Annotated in this window: 17 protein-coding genes; 11 read left to right on the forward strand and 6 right to left on the reverse strand. The window is 69.5% G+C overall.

Going from position 1 to position 16,887, the window contains the following annotated elements:
* The first annotated feature begins 10 nt into the window (after window positions 1–10).
* From ABZW96_RS08810 to ABZW96_RS08835, 6 genes are all read left to right on the forward strand, one after another.
* Window positions 11–1,345, forward strand: coding sequence for a helix-turn-helix domain-containing protein (locus ABZW96_RS08810; RefSeq protein ID WP_355072743.1), 1,335 nt, complete (start codon window positions 11–13; stop codon window positions 1,343–1,345).
* A gap of 128 nt (window positions 1,346–1,473) precedes the next feature.
* Window positions 1,474–2,388: an ACP S-malonyltransferase gene (locus ABZW96_RS08815; protein ID WP_355072745.1), complete on the forward strand. Its 915-nt coding sequence runs from the start codon at window positions 1,474–1,476 to the stop codon at window positions 2,386–2,388.
* A gap of 122 nt (window positions 2,389–2,510) precedes the next feature.
* Window positions 2,511–2,813, forward strand: coding sequence for a meromycolate extension acyl carrier protein AcpM (acpM, locus tag ABZW96_RS08820; RefSeq protein WP_039796877.1), 303 nt, complete (start codon window positions 2,511–2,513; stop codon window positions 2,811–2,813).
* Window positions 2,814–2,823: 10 nt separating this feature from the next.
* Complete coding sequence (locus tag ABZW96_RS08825) at window positions 2,824–4,074, forward strand: KasA/KasB family beta-ketoacyl-ACP synthase (RefSeq protein WP_355072747.1); 1,251 nt, start codon at window positions 2,824–2,826, stop codon at window positions 4,072–4,074.
* Window positions 4,075–4,195: 121 nt separating this feature from the next.
* The gene (locus ABZW96_RS08830; protein WP_355072748.1) at window positions 4,196–5,629 is read left to right on the forward strand and encodes a carboxyl transferase domain-containing protein; all 1,434 of its coding nucleotides are present in this window, start codon (window positions 4,196–4,198) and stop codon (window positions 5,627–5,629) included.
* A gap of 181 nt (window positions 5,630–5,810) precedes the next feature.
* Entirely contained in the window at window positions 5,811–6,296 is a 486-nt protein-coding gene (locus ABZW96_RS08835; RefSeq protein WP_355072749.1) for a helix-turn-helix domain-containing protein, read from the forward strand.
* A 12-nt stretch (window positions 6,297–6,308) separates the two neighbouring features.
* Here the strand turns inward: ABZW96_RS08835 and ABZW96_RS08840 are convergent, their stop codons facing one another.
* Window positions 6,309–6,995 (reverse strand): nitroreductase, encoded by a 687-nt coding sequence (locus ABZW96_RS08840; protein ID WP_355072751.1) that lies wholly within the window; start codon window positions 6,993–6,995, stop codon window positions 6,309–6,311.
* Between the two features lie 174 nt (window positions 6,996–7,169).
* On the opposite strand from ABZW96_RS08840, the gene ABZW96_RS08845 reads away from it, so the two are divergent.
* Entirely contained in the window at window positions 7,170–8,975 is a 1,806-nt protein-coding gene (locus ABZW96_RS08845) for a methyltransferase domain-containing protein (protein ID WP_355072753.1), read from the forward strand.
* Window positions 8,976–9,069: 94 nt separating this feature from the next.
* On the opposite strand, the gene ABZW96_RS08850 is transcribed toward ABZW96_RS08845, so the two are convergent.
* Entirely contained in the window at window positions 9,070–9,693 is a 624-nt protein-coding gene (locus tag ABZW96_RS08850) for a TetR/AcrR family transcriptional regulator (RefSeq protein ID WP_355072755.1), read from the reverse strand.
* 223 nt (window positions 9,694–9,916) lie between these two features.
* Between ABZW96_RS08850 and ABZW96_RS08855 the strand changes: the two genes are divergently transcribed.
* Both ABZW96_RS08855 and ABZW96_RS08860 read left to right on the forward strand, forming a co-directional pair.
* Window positions 9,917–10,729 (forward strand): SDR family NAD(P)-dependent oxidoreductase, encoded by an 813-nt coding sequence (locus ABZW96_RS08855; RefSeq protein ID WP_355072757.1) that lies wholly within the window; start codon window positions 9,917–9,919, stop codon window positions 10,727–10,729.
* Between the two features lie 104 nt (window positions 10,730–10,833).
* On the forward strand, window positions 10,834–11,832 hold the full coding sequence (locus ABZW96_RS08860; RefSeq protein WP_355072758.1) for a GAF domain-containing protein: 999 nt from the start codon (window positions 10,834–10,836) through the stop codon (window positions 11,830–11,832).
* Between the two features lie 24 nt (window positions 11,833–11,856).
* On the opposite strand, the gene ABZW96_RS08865 is transcribed toward ABZW96_RS08860, so the two are convergent.
* The 3 genes from ABZW96_RS08865 to ABZW96_RS08875 form a co-directional block, all read right to left on the reverse strand.
* Window positions 11,857–12,042 (reverse strand): hypothetical protein, encoded by a 186-nt coding sequence (locus tag ABZW96_RS08865; protein ID WP_039803648.1) that lies wholly within the window; start codon window positions 12,040–12,042, stop codon window positions 11,857–11,859.
* A gap of 167 nt (window positions 12,043–12,209) precedes the next feature.
* Window positions 12,210–12,725, reverse strand: a complete 516-nt coding sequence (locus ABZW96_RS08870; protein WP_355072760.1) for a gamma carbonic anhydrase family protein — start codon at window positions 12,723–12,725, stop codon at window positions 12,210–12,212.
* 55 nt (window positions 12,726–12,780) lie between these two features.
* Window positions 12,781–13,728, reverse strand: coding sequence for a helix-turn-helix domain-containing protein (locus ABZW96_RS08875; RefSeq protein WP_355072762.1), 948 nt, complete (start codon window positions 13,726–13,728; stop codon window positions 12,781–12,783).
* Window positions 13,729–13,799: 71 nt separating this feature from the next.
* Between ABZW96_RS08875 and ABZW96_RS08880 the strand changes: the two genes are divergently transcribed.
* Both ABZW96_RS08880 and ald read left to right on the forward strand, forming a co-directional pair.
* Window positions 13,800–14,567 (forward strand): MBL fold metallo-hydrolase, encoded by a 768-nt coding sequence (locus ABZW96_RS08880; RefSeq protein WP_355072764.1) that lies wholly within the window; start codon window positions 13,800–13,802, stop codon window positions 14,565–14,567.
* A gap of 130 nt (window positions 14,568–14,697) precedes the next feature.
* Window positions 14,698–15,807 carry an alanine dehydrogenase gene (gene ald, locus ABZW96_RS08885; RefSeq protein WP_355072765.1) on the forward strand — a complete coding sequence of 370 codons (1,110 nt, stop codon included), beginning with the start codon at window positions 14,698–14,700 and terminating at the stop codon, window positions 15,805–15,807.
* Here the strand turns inward: ald and sigJ are convergent, their stop codons facing one another.
* On the reverse strand, window positions 15,808–16,758 hold the full coding sequence (gene sigJ, locus ABZW96_RS08890; RefSeq protein WP_355072767.1) for an RNA polymerase sigma factor SigJ: 951 nt from the start codon (window positions 16,756–16,758) through the stop codon (window positions 15,808–15,810). It abuts the gene before it with no gap.
* Between the last annotated feature and the right edge of the window lie 129 nt (window positions 16,759–16,887).

Consider the following 16,887-nt stretch of genomic DNA (forward strand, 5'->3'; position numbering starts at 1 on the left):
GGAATATTGGATGGTGGACCGTAAACCGCCGCGGCCGCGACGGATCTCCGAGGGCTCTTCCGAGCACGAGGTGTATCTGCCGACGGGCGCGCTCTCCCCGAACCGGCAGACCCGCGACCCCCTTCCGGACACGCTGCTCAAACGCGTGAAGCAGTTCTCCGGCCGCCTCTCCACGGAGGCGGTGGGGTCGATGCAGGATCGGTTGCCGTTCTTCGCCGATCTGGACGCCGCGCAGCGGGCGGGCGTGCAGATGCTGGTGCAGACCGCGGTGGTGAACTTCCTGGAATGGCTCCAGGACCCGGACAGCGACATCCGTTTCAGCCTGGACGCCTTCCAGGTGATCCCGCAGGATCTCGCGCGGCGGTTGACGCTGCGCCAGACCGTGGACATGGTGCGTGTCGCCATGGAGTTCTTCGAGCAGTGGCTGCCCGCGCTCGCGCGCAACGACCGGCAGCTGGTGGCGCTGACCGAGGCGGTGCTGCGTTACGGGCGTGAGCTCGGCTTCGCAGCCGCCTCGGTGTACGCCAGCGCCGCCGAGTCGCGCGGCGCGTGGGACACCCGGTTGGAGGCGCTCGTCGTCGACGCCGTGGTGCGCGGCGACACCGGCCCGGACATGCTCTCCCGGGCCGCGACGCTGAACTGGGACGCCACCGCACCGGCGACGGTGCTGGTGGGCACGCCGCCCGGGGAGCAGGGTGTCTCGTCGGTGGGGGCGGTGCATTCCATCGCGGCGCGGCACGGGCGGGCCGCGCTCGCGGTGGTGCAGGGCACCAGGCTGGTGATGGTGGTCTCCGGGCATCTGGGGGAGACCGCTCAGATCTCACCGTTCCTGGCCGACCTGCTCGCGGAGGTGTTCTCCGATGGTCCGGTGGTGATCGGTCCGACCACCCGCACGCTGGGCGCGGCACACGCCAGCGCGGTGGAAGCGCTGGCCGGGATGGAAGCCGTGGTGGGTTGGCGGGGGGCGCCGCGACCGGTGCACGCGGCGGAATTGCTGCCGGAGCGCGCTTTGTTGGGTGATCGAGCTGCGATCGACGCGCTGAACGAGTACCTTGTCCTACCGTTGGCTGCGGCGGGGTCGTCGCTGGCGGACACGCTCGATGCCTATCTGGATTGCGGTGGGGCGGTCGAGACGTGTGCGCGTCAGCTGTACGTCCATCCAAATACGGTTCGGTATCGCCTCAAGCGAATCGCCGAGATCACCGGGCGGGATCCGATGAATCCACGGGACGCGTACGTCCTCCGGATCGCCGCGACAGTGGGTCGTTTGACACGAACCCGTAACGAATCGTCAACTCCTGTCCCAGAAGTCACTTCGATCGCGTTGGGCCCCGAGGGCTTGTAACGCATCGGCGGAATCGGTCGATTCGGACAGCCCACGTGGTCTTTTGTGGAACCCCCACAAAACCGCTTCCGAAGCTTCATCCGCGTCGACATCTCGTGCGGCCCGCCTCACAGTGTTTTCTTAGAGGCGTGATCGCGTTGTTCGCCCCTGGACAGGGCTCTCAGACACCCGGCATGCTCGCGCCTTGGCTCGACCTTCCCGGCGCGAACGAGCGCCTCACGCTGTGGTCCAAGGCTTCCGGCCTGGACCTGGTCCGTCTCGGCACCACCGCGACGGCCGAGGAGATCACCGACACCGCGGTCACCCAGCCGTTGGTGGTCGCCGCCGCGCTACTCGCGTTCGCGGAGATCTCCCAGGACGAGCTGCCCGCCGCTACCATCGTCGCCGGGCATTCGGTCGGTGAACTCGCCGCCGCCGCGGTCGCCGGAGTCATCTCCGCCGACGACGCGGTCCGGTTGGCCGCCATCCGCGGAGCGGAGATGGCCAAGGCGTGCGCACTGGAACCGACCGGTATGTCCGCGGTGCTCGGCGGCGATGAGGCCGCCGTGCTCGAACGGCTCACCGAACTCGACCTCGTCCCGGCCAACCGCAACGCGGTGGGCCAGATCGTGGCCGCGGGTCGGTTGGACGCTCTCGCCGAGCTCGCCGCGAACCCTCCGGAGAAGGCCAGGGTTCGGGCGCTGCCCGTCGCGGGCGCGTTCCACACGGCGTTCATGGCGCCCGCGCAGGATGCTGTGACCGACGCCATAACGAAGATCACGCCGAACGAGCCGACCAGAACCTTGCTCTCGAACTTCGACGGCAAGCCGGTCGCGTCCGGACAGGACGCGATCGACAAGCTCGCCGCGCAGGTCACCCGGCCTGTTCGCTGGGATCTGTGCACCGAGACCGTCCGGCAGGCCGCCGTTTCGGCGGTGGCGGAACTGCCGCCGGCGGGCACCCTCGTCGGCATTGCCAAGAGGGAGCTGAAGGGCACGCCCACGCTGGCCCTGAAGACCCCGCAAGACCTCCCCGCGTTGGCTGAGCTGACCGTGTCCGGCTAGCTTTCCTCCGCGACCATGCATCACATGATGCGAGGTCGTGACCGAGAGGCGGTAACTATTACCGCGCTCGATCCGAAAAAAACCAGTAGAGCCCTACAAAGTATCAAGAAGGGAGCCACGAAGTGGCCGCTCTGACCCAGGAACAAATCGTCGAGGAACTCGGCAAGATCATCGAAGAGGTGACCGGCATCGAGCCCTCCGAAGTGACGATCGAGAAGTCCTTCGTCGATGACCTGGACATCGACTCGCTGTCCATGGTCGAGATCGCGGTTCAGACCGAGGACAAGTACGGCGTGAAGATCCCCGACGAGGATCTGGCCAGCCTGAAGACCGTTGGCGACGCCGTCAACTACATCCAGAAGCTCGAGGCCGAGAACGCTGAGGCGGCGGCCGAGCTCAAGGCCAAGTTCGACAACGCCGAGTAGGGCCGAAACTGTGACCACTCCTTCCACCTTGAACGGGAACTTCCCCAACGTCGTCGTAACCAGCCTTGCGGCGACCACGTCGATCGCGGGTGACGTCGATGCGACGTGGAAGGGACTCCTCAACGGCGAGAGCGGCATCGACGTTCTCGAGGATTCCTTCGTCGAGGAATACGACCTTCCGGTCCGCATCGGCGGTCACCTGAAGGTCCGGCCGGACACCCTGCTGACCCGGGTCGAATGTCGGCGCATGGCCTACGTCGAGCAGCTCGCGACCGTGCTCGGTCGCGAGGTCTGGCGGAACGCGGGCAGCCCGGAAGTCGACCCGGAGCGGCTGGGTGTGGCCATCGGCACGGGATTGGGAGGCGGCGACGCCCTCATCGATTCCGTGGACAAGCTGAAGAACGGCGGCTACCGCAAGATTTCGCCGTTGGCTGTGCAGATGGTCATGCCGAACGGCCCCTCGGCCGTTGTCGGCCTCGAATTGAAGGCCAGGGCAGGAGTGGTCACTCCGGTCTCGGCGTGCTCGTCCGGCTCCGAGGCCATCGCCAACGCCTGGCGGATGATCGTCATGGGTGACGCGGACATGGTCGTCACCGGTGGCGTCGAGGGCTTCATCGACGCGGTGCCCATCGCGGCGTTCACCATGATGCGCGCCATGAGCACCCGCAACGAGGACCCGAAGGGCGCCTCGCGTCCCTTCGACAAGGATCGCGACGGCTTCGTCTTCGGCGAGGCGGGCGCGCTGATGGTCATCGAGACCGAGGAGCACGCGAAGGCTCGGGGCGCGACCATCCACGCCCGCCTGCTCGGCGCAGGCATCACCTCCGACGGCTTCCACCTCGTCGCCCCCGACCCGACGGGTGACGGCGCCGCGCGGGCGATGACCAGGGCGATGCAGTCCGCTGGTCTGACCAAGAAGGACATCACGCACATCAACGCGCACGCGACCGCGACGCCGATCGGTGACACCGCCGAGGCGAACGCGATCAACAAAGCCGTGGGCAGCCACGCCTCGGTGTACGCGCCGAAGTCGGCGCTCGGCCACTCGATCGGCGCCGTCGGCGCCCTGGAGTCCGTGCTGACCGTGCTCTCCATCCGCGACGGCATCGTTCCGCCGACGCTGAACCTGGAGAACCAGGACCCGGAGATCGACCTCGACGTGGTGAAGGGCGAAGCCCGACGCCAGGAGATCGAGTACGCGATCAACAATTCCTTCGGATTCGGTGGGCACAACGTAGCGCTCGCCTTCGGTCGGGCATAGCCGCGCGATCGACTGCACAACGATTCCGGCGGGGCCGGCCATCTGACGTGGTCGGCCCCGCCGCGTTTCGCCATACGCAGCCGCGGCAGCGGCGCACTTATCGAGGTCAGGAGACAACGCGATGACAATCATCGCTCCCGCGTTGCATCAGGAGACGACGACCGACCCGCGCGATCCGCTCGGCCGGCTCCAGCGTTTCTTCGATCCCGGCACCATTCTTCCGCTACACCCGCGTGACAAGTCCGGCGTGCTCGCCGCCATCGGCGAGGTGGACGGCGTCCGCACCGTGGCCTACTGCTCCGACGCCACCGTCATGGGCGGCGCGATGGGCGTGGAGGGCTGCAAGCACATCGTCGACGCCATCGACACCGCCATCGACTCCGGTGTCCCCGTGGTCGGCCTGTGGCACTCCGGTGGCGCTCGCCTGGCCGAGGGCGTCGAGGCGCTGCACGCGGTCGGTCTGGTCTTCGAGGCCATGGTCCGCGCGTCCGGCCTGGTCCCGCAGATCTCCGTGGTGCTCGGCTTCGCGGCCGGTGGCGCCGCCTACGGCCCGGCGCTGACCGACATCGTGATCATGGCTCCGGAAGGCCGCGTCTTCGTGACCGGCCCGGACGTGGTGCGCAGCGTGACCGGCGAGCAGGTCGACATGGCCACCCTCGGCGGGCCGGAGACGCACGGCAAGAAGTCCGGCGTCACCCACATCGTGGCCGCCGACGAGTCCGACGCGCTGCACCGCGCTCGCCGCTTGGTGTCGATGTTCGCCGAGCAGGGCGAATTCGACTTGGTCGCGGCCGAGCACGGCGACGTCGACCTGAAGGCGATGCTGCCGGAGTCGGCGAAGCGCGCCTACGACGTGAAGCCGATCATCAACGAGCTGCTCGACAACGTCGACGGCGAGTCGTCGTTCGAGGAATTGCAGGGCGGGTACGCCCGCAGCATCGTCACCGGTCTGGGCCGTCTCGGTGGGCGCACCGTCGGTGTGCTGGCGAACAACCCGATCCGTCTCGGCGGCTGCCTGAACTCCGAGAGCGCGGAGAAAGCGGCGCGTTTCGTGCGGCTGTGCGACGCGTTCGGCATTCCGCTGATCGTGGTCACCGACGTTCCGGGTTACCTGCCCGGCGTCGGCCAGGAGTGGGAAGGCGTCGTCCGGCGCGGCGCGAAGCTGCTGCACGCGTTCGCCGAGGCGCGCGTTCCGCGGGTCACGCTGGTCACCCGGAAGATCTACGGTGGCGCCTACATCGCGATGAACGCCCGCTCGCTCGGCGCGACGGCGGTCTACGCGTGGCCGGGTTCGGAGGTGGCCGTCATGGGCGCCAAGGCCGCGGTCGGCATCCTGCACAAGAAGGCCCTCGCGGCCGCGCCGGAGGAGGAGCGCGAGGCGCTGCACGAGCGGCTCACCGCCGAACACGAGCGCATCGCGGGCGGCGTGGAGCGCGCTATCGCCATCGGTGTCGTCGACCAGGTCATCGACCCGGCGAAGACCCGCAGCATTATCGCGGCGGCGCTCGCCGCGGCCCCGGCCCGCGCCAGCCACCACAAGAACATTCCGCTCTGATCTACGCACCGAAGCGGGCTCCGGTATTCCCGGGGCCCGCTTCGCGTTTTCCGGATTTCGCACCGGCGGGCTCGTGCGGCGCCGTGGAGTCGGTGGTTTGGTGTGTCGCACGCAGTTCGAGCGGGTGAGGTCGTGAAGTCTCACGGGGCGGGAGCGGCTCGGTGGTCGGTAGCATCGGGAGGTGCGCTACGAAGAACTGGCCGACGTGCCGTGCTCGATCACGCGCCCGCTCGTGATCTTCGGTGATCGCTGGACGCTGCTGATCCTCAAGTCCTGCTTCTCCGGGGTCCGGCGGTTCAACGCCTTCCAGAGCGCACTGGGCATCTCGCGCAGCAGGTTGCAGGATCGGCTGGACCGCCTGATCGAGCACGGCATCCTCGTCAAGCAGAAGGCCGCCGTGGGTGCGCACGAGGAGTACCGCCTCACCCCCAAGGGGCACGACATCTACCCGATTCTGCTGGCCATCCGTGATTGGGGCGATGCTTACATGGCGCCGGAAGGGCCTCCGGTGCGTTACGCCCATCACGAGTGCGCGGGCGAGGCCCACGTCCGGCTCGAATGCGATTCGTGCGGAGCCGAACTCACCGCACGCGATGTCACCCCGAAGCCGGGACCGGGCTTGCTGGGCGTCACCGGCGCCGAGGCGACCGCGGGTAGCGCGCGCTGACGCCCTCGGGTGTCAGTCGGCGAACCAGGTGGCGACTTCGTCGGCGTCGGCCCGGGTGGTGCGGAAGCCGTTGACGGGATGATCGTGGTCCGGATATCCGAAGGAGATTCCGGCGACGACCTTGCGATGCTCCGGGATGCCGAAGTACTCCCGGACGAAAGGGGAGTACGAGGCAAGTGCCGCCTGCGGCGCCGCGCCGAGACCGAGGCTCTGCGCGCCCAGCAGGAAACTGCCGATGTACAGACCGCAGTCCACCGCTCCGTAGACGCCCAGATCGGCTTCGCTGGTCACGATCGCCACATGCGGCGCGTCGAAGAGTTCGAAATTCCGTACGGCCTGCCGCATCGTCTTCTCGTGATCGCCTTTGGCGATGCCGACGCTGTCATACAGTTGCTTTCCGCATTCGCGCCTGCGGTCCCGGTACGCACCGGTGTATTGCGCGGGAAACTCGAAATCCGACGCGGGCGTGGCTGTCGCGATGTGTCCGACCAGTTCCTTCCGGAAACGATCCGTTCCGGCGCCCTCCGTCACCACGACCTGCCATGGCTGGGTGTTGCACCACGACGGCGTTCGCTGGGCCAGCCGCAACAGGGCGCGGATGGTGTCGCGCTCGACGGGCTGCGAGTGGAATTGCCTGCAGGTCCACCGTTCGTCGAGCACTCGGGTCAGGGTTGTGAAGTCGTCGGTCGTCACGGTCATTCCCCCGCCTCCTTTGGCAGTCTTATTTCGAGACCGAACGCTAGCATCGAACGCTCCGACGCGAAAGCCGGGCGCCACGCCGTCGCCGGGCGAGTCGGCCGCGACGCGCGCGGGGCGCAAAAGTGTTGCCCGCGTTGCGGCAACGGGCGCGGTCGCGCCAGGCAGAATCCCGATATGGCGTCCGAAGCTCCCGCCGCGCGGGACCGCAAACGGCACGGCAGGCATTACACGCCGCCCGTGCTGGCGCGGTTCCTGGCGCAACGGCTGCTGCGCCATGCCGAGCCCTCGGACGCGGGCGTCCTGCGTGTGCTCGATCCGGCCTGTGGCGACGGCGAATTGCTGTTCGCCGTGCACGAGGAGGTCGCGGCCCGGTTTCCCGGTGCCCGTCTGGTGTTGACCGGTTACGACCTGGACGCCCGCGCGCTCGCGGTCGCCCGTGAGCGCGCCCGCTCGGCGGGGATCGACGCGCACTGGCACCAGGCGGACTTCCTCGCGGTCGAGGCGCGGCTCGCGGACGGCTCGTTCGACGCGGTGATCACCAACCCGCCGTATGTGCGCACCCAGCAGTTGGGCGGATCGACCGCGCAATTGCTGAGCAAGCGGTTCGGTCTGAGCGGGCGGATCGACCTGACCCATCCGTTCGTGGCGACGCTGCCCCGGCTGCTGGCCGCGGGAGGTGTGCTCGGCCTCTTGTGCGCCAACCGATTCCTGACCACCAAGGCCGGCGCGAACATCCGGCGGCTGTTGCTGACAGATCTGGCTCCGGTCGAGCTGTACGACCTGGGGGACACCAAACTGTTCACCGCCGCTGTGCTGCCCGCGATCACCATCGCGCGCCGCGCGAACCACGGCGACGGTTGCCGCTACGTCTCCGCCTACGAGGCCATCGGCGAAACACCAGGTGCGAAGACGCTGTTCGAGGCGCTGCTCGACCCGGGCGGCTCGATCGTCGAGTACAACGGCCGGACCTTCGCCGTCGAGGTCGGCACGTTGGCAACGGGGTCCGGGCCGCCCGGGGCCCTCGGAGCCGGTCGGGGTGGCGATGAGAGTTCGACCAGTGACGCCACGCCGGATGTCACGGCGGAACGAAGGACGCTCCGAGGTGCGGCGCGTGAGCCGGAGGCCGCGTGGCGGATGTCGCACGATGCGATCGATTCCTGGCTGGCGCGGATAGCGGCGGCGACCTGGCGCAGTTTCGGCGAGGTGGCGCGCATCCGGGTCGGCATCAAGACGACCGCCGACCATGTGTTCATCTCCGACCGCTGGGCACAGGCCGACCTGTGTCCCGAGCCGGAACTGTTGCTGGAGCTGATCACCCATCACGATCTGGCGCCGTGGCGGGCCACACGCGCCCGCGACGTTCGCGTGCTGTATCCCTACGACCTGGCCTGTGCCCGCCGCACGCCGATCGATCTCGGCGAATACCCCGCCGCCGCCGCGTATCTACGGTCGCATCGTCGCACACTGGCCGGGCGACGCTATGTCGTCGAGAGCGGCCGCGCCTGGTACGAGATCTGGGTGCCGCAGCGTCCGCACCTGTGGCAGCAGCCGAAGCTGGTATTCCCGGACATCAGCGACCGTCCGCGTTTCGCGCTGGACAGCTCGGGCGCGGTGGTCAACGGCGACTGCTACTGGATCTCGCTGCCCGATCTGGCGGCTGCGCCCACGGAGGCGACGCGCTTGGCATACCTGCTTATGGGGGTGGCCAATTCGGCGCTCGGATTGCGGTTCTACGACGTGGTCTGCGGCAATCGGTTGTACTCGGGCAGGCGGCGGTGGATCACCCAATATGTGTCACGGCTGCCGGTGCCCGATCCGGCGGCAGTCCGGTCGGCGGGAGTCATCGATCTGGTGCGCGAGTTCGTGGAAGGCCGGGCGCCGGATGCGGCGGCGCGGGCCGAGCTGGACGAGCGGGTGGCCGCCGCGTTCGGCGTCGGATTGCGCGTACCTCCGCCTTCGCTCCGGCCATGCGCGGGCTGAAGACGGACTGCGTCCGACAGCGCCTATCAGGCGTACCTCCGCCTTCGCTCCGGCCATGCGCGGGCTGAAGATGGACTGCGTCCGACAGCGCCCATCAAGCGCTGACCCGGACGCCGACCATCGGCAGCAGCGTGCGGCGGGCGAACTCGCGCGCCGCGTTCTGATCGCTGACCGGGATCAGGCCGTCGGGGGTGAGGGCGAGCGACAGCGCCAGCCGGGCCATGATCTCGGCGACCAGATCGGCGTCGAAGTCGTGCGTGCCACCGGCGTTCCGCAGCTCGCGCAGCTTCTCGGCCAGGTAGTCGCGGCCGACGGCGAGGATCGGCCCCGCCTCGGTGGTCAGCCGGGGCAGGATCAGGTCGGGCTCGGTGCGCAGCAGCCTGCGCAGCAGTTCGTTGCCCGCGATGGCGCTGATGAACGCGACGAAGATCTCGACGAGCTGATCGTCGTTGCCCGATACGGTGCGCACCTGCTTCTCGATCGCGGCGACGAAGCGCTGTGCCTCCCGGACGCTGACCGCCTCGACGAGGTCGTTCTTGGATTCGTAGCGCCGGTACAGCGTGGCCGGGCTGATCCCGGCGCGGCGGGCGATCTCGCCCATGCTGGTCCGCTTGATACCGAAGTCCAGGAATGCCGAGAGTGCGCTTTCCAGGAGCTTTTCGCCGTCGGCGACCGGCTTCTCGAGGATGCGCTGCAACATGGGCGAGAGGGTTGGCATCGGATCTCCAGTAGGTTCGGCGCGGTCGCCGGGCCGTGGCCGGTGGGCGCGGCATCGCGACGGGTGCGGACGGGAACGTCCATTATTTCATTGGGTGGACGCCGCGTGACCCGGCATTGCCGAGGAGCGGCCGGATGGAGTGGGTCGCGCGTCCAGATTCGGCTGACTAGCCTGTGGTCGGTGTCCGGCCGCGACTCCGGCCGGTCCGGAAAGGGGTTGAGCCATGGGGTATTTCGCGAATCGTGTGGTGGCGGTCACCGGCGCGGGTTCGGGCATCGGCCGGGCGCTGGCGGTGGCATTGGCGGGCGCGGGGGCATCGCTGGCGCTGTCGGACAAGTCGGCGGATGCCGTGGCCGAGACGGGGGTGTTGTGCGCGGCGGTGGGCCGGGAGCCGTCGGTGAGCACGGTGGACGTCACCGATCGGGCAGCGGTGTTCGCATACGCGGAGCGGACCGTCGCCCGGTTCGGGCGGGTCGACGCACTGTTCAACAACGCGGGCATCCTGCACGTCGGCGGCGTGCTGGAGTCGCCCTTCAGCGACTTCGAACAGGTGATGGCCGTCGACTTCTGGGGTGTGGTCAACGGGACCAAGGCGTTCCTGCCCCATCTGCTGGCCGCCGATCGCGCGCATGTCGTCAATATGTCCTCGGCGTTCGGGCTGGTGGCCGTCGCGCGGCACGCGCCGTACAACGCGGCGAAGTTCGCCGTACGCGGTTTCACCGACTCGCTGCGCCAGGACATGCGTGCGGCGGGCGGCTCGGTGCGGGTCACCGGGGTGTATCCCGGCGGAGTGCTCACCGGGATCGCCCGGTCGGCGAGCGTCGCGCCGGGCGTCGACGCGCAAGCGGTGGTGCGCCGATTCGAGGGACATGTGGCGCGGACCAGCCCGGGAGCGGCTGCGCGGACCATTCTGCGCGGCGCCGCGCGCGGCGAGGCGAAAGTCCTGGTCGGAATCGATGCCATCGCTGTGGACCTGGTCACACGAATGGCGGGGTCGTACCACGAGAAGGTGCTGGACATGGTATTCCGGTCCTGACCGCACGCCGGATGCGCGGTCAGGGACGGGGAGGGCGAAATGACAACCGGCCGAGCATATTACGAGTTACGGTGGACCGCCGATGATGACGTGCGGGGGCGCGGATGGTGACGAAATGGCTGCTGCTGGACTGCTTTTCGGGCCAGCCGGGGCGAGTGATCGCCGTGGGGTCCGCGCCGAAGGCGTTCGTGCCGCTGAGCAACATCGTGCGCAATCCGCTGTCGCGGGCCGACGCGGAGTCGGCGCTGCGGCGGGCATGCGCCACCGGTGCGCCGGTCGCGTGCGTCTCCGGCGATGGGCGGCGCACGGTGCGGGCCGAGCCGCTGCTCATCGCACCGGGGCGGGCGCATGCCGTACGACTGTGGGTGGGCCCGCGGCAAGAGCCGGTCGCGGCGGCCGACCCGATGGGGGCGTGGTACTTCGATCTCACGGCCAACCGCTCGGTGCGCAGTATCGACCTGCTGGACCTGTACGGCGTCGCGCCGGAGAACCGTGCCGCCGAGCTGGCCATCGCGGGCGCGTTCACCCGGCTGGTCGCCAACCGCGACGAGAGCGAGGCGCTGGCCAAGATCGTCAACTCGGCGCCGGGCACCGAGCATCAGGCGGTCTGGACCATCCGGCGCGACGACGACGCTCTGCGCGCCGGGCATTTCGCCTGCCGGATCGTCGCCGAGCCGGACGACGCGGGCGAGCCTCATGTGCTGCTGCGCGGGGTGACCCAGGACATCGGCGCGGCCACCGCCGTCTCCGCCGCTCCACCGCCGACGATCCTGGAGTACGCGGTGCTGGAGGCCGCCACCGAACCCGGCGAGTACCGCGCGATCGTCAATCTGCGCTCGTTGCGGCTGATCCGGTGGATCGGGCCACCCATGCCGGACGTCGCCTGGGCGGATCTCCCCGGGCAACCGAGGCCGCAGATTCATCCGGATGATCTGGCGACCGCGCGAACCATGTCGCGAGATCTGGCGCGGCATCGTACCGAGGGGACGGTGCGCCTGCGCCGGGTCGACGGTGGCTGGCAAACGGTACGAATTCGGGCCGCGTTGATGGCGCTGGATCAGCACACCACGGCCGGACTCGCCACGCTCACCGCGGCATCGTGATCCGCGGTGAGCGTGGCGTCGAAGTCATTGGCGCGGCAGATCCAGCTCGGCCATTTCCTTCTCGATCGCGTTCGCGGCGAAATCCACACCGCGAGAACGTAATTCATGAACCCGGCGCTGGAGTGCCTCGACTCCCCCCGGTTGGGCCGCGATGTCGGCGACGCTGATCCGGCCCTTGGGCCCGTGCACACCCGACTGCACGTACGACACCGTGATACCTCCTGCCTGCACGCTCGCCCACCCATCGACCCGGGTGGGTTCACCACTGCGCTACAAGTCGCACGACAACCGTGTCGACAGGAGAGCCCGGGTCGCCGGGCACGCTGGCTGAATGCTATCAGCGATCTCTAATGGACATTTGATCAGTGTGTCCTGTTTCACACCTCATTCGCCGTGCGATGTTGGGCTGTATTTGCTAGGTAGACAGTCGCATTCAGGCGAATGCGATCTTGCTCCTCGGCGCCGAGTTCCCGGCGCACCTTGCCGGGCACGCCCGCCACGAGCGAACCGGGCGGAATCCGCGCGCCCTCCGGGATCAGCGCATTGGCCGCGATCAAGCTGCCGGGTCCGACCACCGCGCCGTTGAGGATGGTGGCGCCCATGCCGACGAGCACGTCGTCGCCGATGGTGCACCCGTGCAGGATCGCGTTGTGCCCTACCGAGACCCCCGCGCCGACGGTCAGCGGGAAGCCCGGGTCGGCGTGCAGCACGCAGCCGTCCTGGATATTGCTGCGCGCGCCGACCTCGATGGTCTCCAGGTCGCCGCGCAGCACCGCGCTGTACCAGACACTGACCTCGGCGCCGAGCCGGACACGGCCGATCACGGTGGCGTTCGGCGCGATCCACGCGCTCTCATCGATCTCCGGCGCATGCTCGCCCAGCTGAATCCGCATGGCCATGAACTTAGCGGGCTCGGCTGTGCGGCCGGCCACCCGCGGCCCGTCCCGGTCAGTTCTGTCCTTGGAAACTGGTGCGGTGTGCGGCGGGGCTGGTGCCGAGGATGCGGTGGAAGTGGTGGCGCAGGCTCACCGCCGTGCCGAATCCGGTGTCGACGGCGATGCGTTCCACGGTGTCGGTGGTGGATTCGAGCAGTAGTCGCGCGCGATCGGTGCGCTGGAGCAGCAGCCACTGCTGGGGGCTGGTGCCGGTGCGGTCGCGGAAGCGGCGGGTGAAGGTGCGCCGCGACATGAGCGCGACGCGGGCCCAGCCGTCCAGGTCGACCGGGTCGCCGAGATGGGTGCGCGCCCAGACCATGGCGCGCTCGATCGGATCGTCGTCGGCGGCGTCGGGCACCGCGACGGGGATGTACTGCGCCTGGGAGCCGCTGCGATGCGGGGCGGTGACCAGCGACCTGGCCAGCTCGGTGGCGGCTTTGCTGCCGAGATCGCCGCGGACCAGATGCAGGCAGCAGTCCAGCGCCGCGGCCACCCCGGCGGAGGTCACGACATCGCCCAGATCCGACCACAACGTGTCGGCACGGACCCGGACCGCGGGGAACGCACGGGCGAGCTCGGCGGCGGAGGCCCAGTGCGTGGTGATCTCGCGGCCGTCGGCCAGTCCGCTGGCGGCCACCGCCCAGGAACCCAGGCACAGCCCGACGATCCTGGCGCCGCCGGCGTGGGCGGTGCGCAGGGCGTCGCGCACGTCGGCGGACAGCGGAGCGCCGAGTCGCCAGCTCGGGATCACGACGGTGTCGGCCCGCGTCAGCGTCTCGAGTCCGTGCCGGACGTGGATGTCGAATCCGGCCGGGGTGCGCACTGTTCCTGGCCGCTCGGCGCACACGTCCACCTGATACGGCGCGGGCCCTTCGACGCCGACCCGGCCGAAGACGAGGCTGGGCACCGACAGATGGAAGGGACTGACTCCGTCGAACGCCAGGACGGCCACCGTACGCATGGCCTGATCTTAACGGTAAGCGGCTCGCGGGCCACTGGCTTGCGGCGGGCGGGCGGGACAAGATCAACGGCATGAGCGAGACGATCGAACGCACCGGCCTGGAACTCCTGCACATCGGCGGTCCCACGGTGCGGTTCCGCTACGCGGGCCGCACCTGGCTGACCGACCCCACCTTCGACGAGCCGGGCGATTACCCGGGGCCCATCACATTGCACAAACTCGTCGGGCCCGCCGTGTCGCGGGAGGAAGTCGGTCCCGTGGACGTCGTATTGCTCTCGCACGACGAACACGCCGACAACCTCGACGACTCCGGCCGGAAGTTGCTGACCACGGTGCCGACCGTGCTGTCCACGCCCGGCGCGGCGACCCGGATCGAAGGAGTGCGCGGGCTGGCGAACTGGGAGACGGTGACGGTGCACGGCGTGCAGGTGACCGGCGTGCCGGCCCTGCACGGTCCCGAGGGCTGCGAGCCGTTCAGCGGCATCGTCACCGGGTTCGTGCTGCGCGGCGAAGGCGAACCGACGGTGTACGTCTCGGGTGACAACGCCTCCGTCGACCTGGTACGGCAGATCGTCGAGCGGATCGGCCGCATCGACATCGCCGTGCTCAACGTGGGCGCCGCGAACGTCGGCCGTTTCGGCGACACCGACGTCACCCTGAACGCGCGCACCGCGCTGGAGGCAGCCGAAGCGCTCGGCGACGCGGTGATCGTGCCCGTCCACGCCGAAGGCTGGGCGCACTTCAGCGAGACGCTCGACCACCTGGGCCGTGTCTTCCGCTACGGCGGCCGCATTGAGCAGTTGCGGATACCGCCGCTGGGACGCACCACCACCGTGTGAGACGGGTCGTCCGAACTCAGCTGGGCAACGTGCCGAGAAACTCACCCGGCGCGCGCGGCTCGGGTGGTCGCCGTGCGCGTTCGGCGCGTCGGTCGTGGCGTCGGCCCCGCGCCGGGGCCACGATGGCGGTATGAGGATCGGAGTTCCACAGGAGGTCAAGGATCAAGAGTTCCGGGTAGCCCTGACTCCGGCGGGCGCCGGGGAACTGACCGGGCACGGACACGACGTGCTGGTGCAGGCGGGCGCGGGCGTCGGATCGGGATTTCCCGACGCCGACTACGCCGCGGTGGGGGCCCGCCTGGTCCCCGACGCCGACCAGGTGTGGCGGGACGCCGACCTGGTGTTGAAGGTGAAGGAGCCGATCGCGCAGGAGTATCAGCGGATGCGCCGTGGGCAGGTGTTGTTCACCTTCCTGCACTTGGCGGCGTCGCGCGAATGCACCGACGCCGTGTTGCGCTCGGGCATCACCGCCATCGCCTACGAGATGGTGCGCGCCGCCGACGGGTCGCTACCCCTGCTGGCTCCGATGAGCGAGATCGCGGGCAAGCTCGGCGCCCAGGTCGGCGCGTATCACCTGATGGCGCCGCTCGGTGGCGCCGGACTGCTGCCCGGCGGCGTCCCCGGCGTGCGCCCGGCGGAAGTGGTGGTGCTCGGCGGCGGCGTCGCGGGGTCGAACGCGGCCGCGGTCGCCGTCGGCATGGGGGCGCGCGTCAGCGTGCTGGACACCAACCTGCATCGGTTGCGCGAACTCGACGCTCGCTTCGACGGGCGGATCGCCACCGTCGCGTCGAACGCCACGGAGGTCCGGCGCGCGGTGTTGTCGGCGGATCTGGTGATCGGCGCGGTGCTGGTTCCCGGTGCGCGTGCGCCGGAGCTGGTCTCCGATGAGCTCGTCGGCGGTATGCGCCCCGGCGCGGTGCTGGTGGACATCTCCATCGACCAGGGCGGCTGCTTCGCCTCGGCCCACCCGACGACGCACGCGAATCCGACCTTCCGGGTGGCGGATTCGCTGTTCTACTGCGTCGCCAACATGCCGGGCGCGGTGCCGCACACCTCGACCATCGCGCTCACCAACGCGACCCTGCCCTACGTGCGGGCGATCGCCGAACTCGGCTGGCAGGAGGCATGCGCCCGGCACCCCGATCTCGCGCACGGGCTCACCGCGGACGCCGGGCGGCTGCTGTCGGCCGAAGTCGCGGCCGCGCACGGATACTCGCGGCCGCTCGGCGTCGCGGGCTGATTACTCCCGCTCGGTGCGGCTTCCGCCCAGGTGCCAGTCGGGCTCACCGGTGGTGGGCAGGTCGCGCAACTTGTCGGGGTTGCGGACCACGTCGATCGCGACGATGCGACCGTCGTCGACGGTGAAGGAGAAGACGCCCGTGTGGGTGCCGTCGAAGACCACCAGTCCGGGCTGGCCGTTGACCAGCACCGCGCGACCCCAGCCGCCCGCCACTTGGTACCAGCCGAGCAGCAGCTTGGCCACGAGCTCGGCGCCGTGCACGGGCTGCCGGATCGCGGGCACCTTGCCGCCGCCGTCGGCGGTCAGGCTGACGTTCGTGTCGAGGACGCCCAGCAGGGCGCCGAGGTCGCCGGAACGCCACGCCAGCGCGAAGGCCGACACCACCTTCTTCTGCTCGTCGGGGGAGGCGGGAAAGCGCGGGGTGCCCTCCTCGACGTGTTTGCGTGCGCGGGAAGCCAGCTGGCGGACGGCGGCCGGGGTGCGGCCGACCACTTCGGCGACTTCGGGGCCGCTCATGCCGAAGACGTCCTGGAGTACGAACGCGGTGCGCTCGGCGGGCGACAGCGACTCGAGCACGACCAGCAGCGCGGTGGTGACCCGCTCGTCCTGGGTGATCCGGTCGGCGGGGTCGTCCCAGCTGGTCACCTCCGGCTCCGGCAGCCATTCGCCCACGTACTGTTCGCGGCGCACGCGGGCGGAGCCGAGGTGGTCGAGGGCGAGCCTGCCGGTGACGGTGGACAGCCAGGCCCGCAAGTTGTCGATCTCACCGGCGGCGCCGCTCTCGTACTGCCGCTGCAACCGCAGCCAGGCCTCCTGCACGACGTCGTCGGCGTCGCTGAGGCTGCCCAAGGTGCTGTAGGCGAGCCTGCGCAGATACGGGCGGTGCTCCTCGAACCGCCGAGCCAGCTCGGCCTGGTCGAGGTGCTCGGGGGAAGGCTGCTCGGAAGTCACGTGTTCGCCGTTCGTCGTTCGGCCCCTGCCGGAGCGAGTCTATGGATGCGTCACCAGACCGACGACGTAGGGGCGCGGAGTGCGACACGGGCGGGCCGTGCGGGCAGGCCTGCGCCCGCCCGATAGTGT

This window comes from Nocardia sp. NPDC004168, assembly GCF_040610355.1.
Lineage (GTDB): Bacteria > Actinomycetota > Actinomycetes > Mycobacteriales > Mycobacteriaceae > Nocardia > Nocardia sichangensis.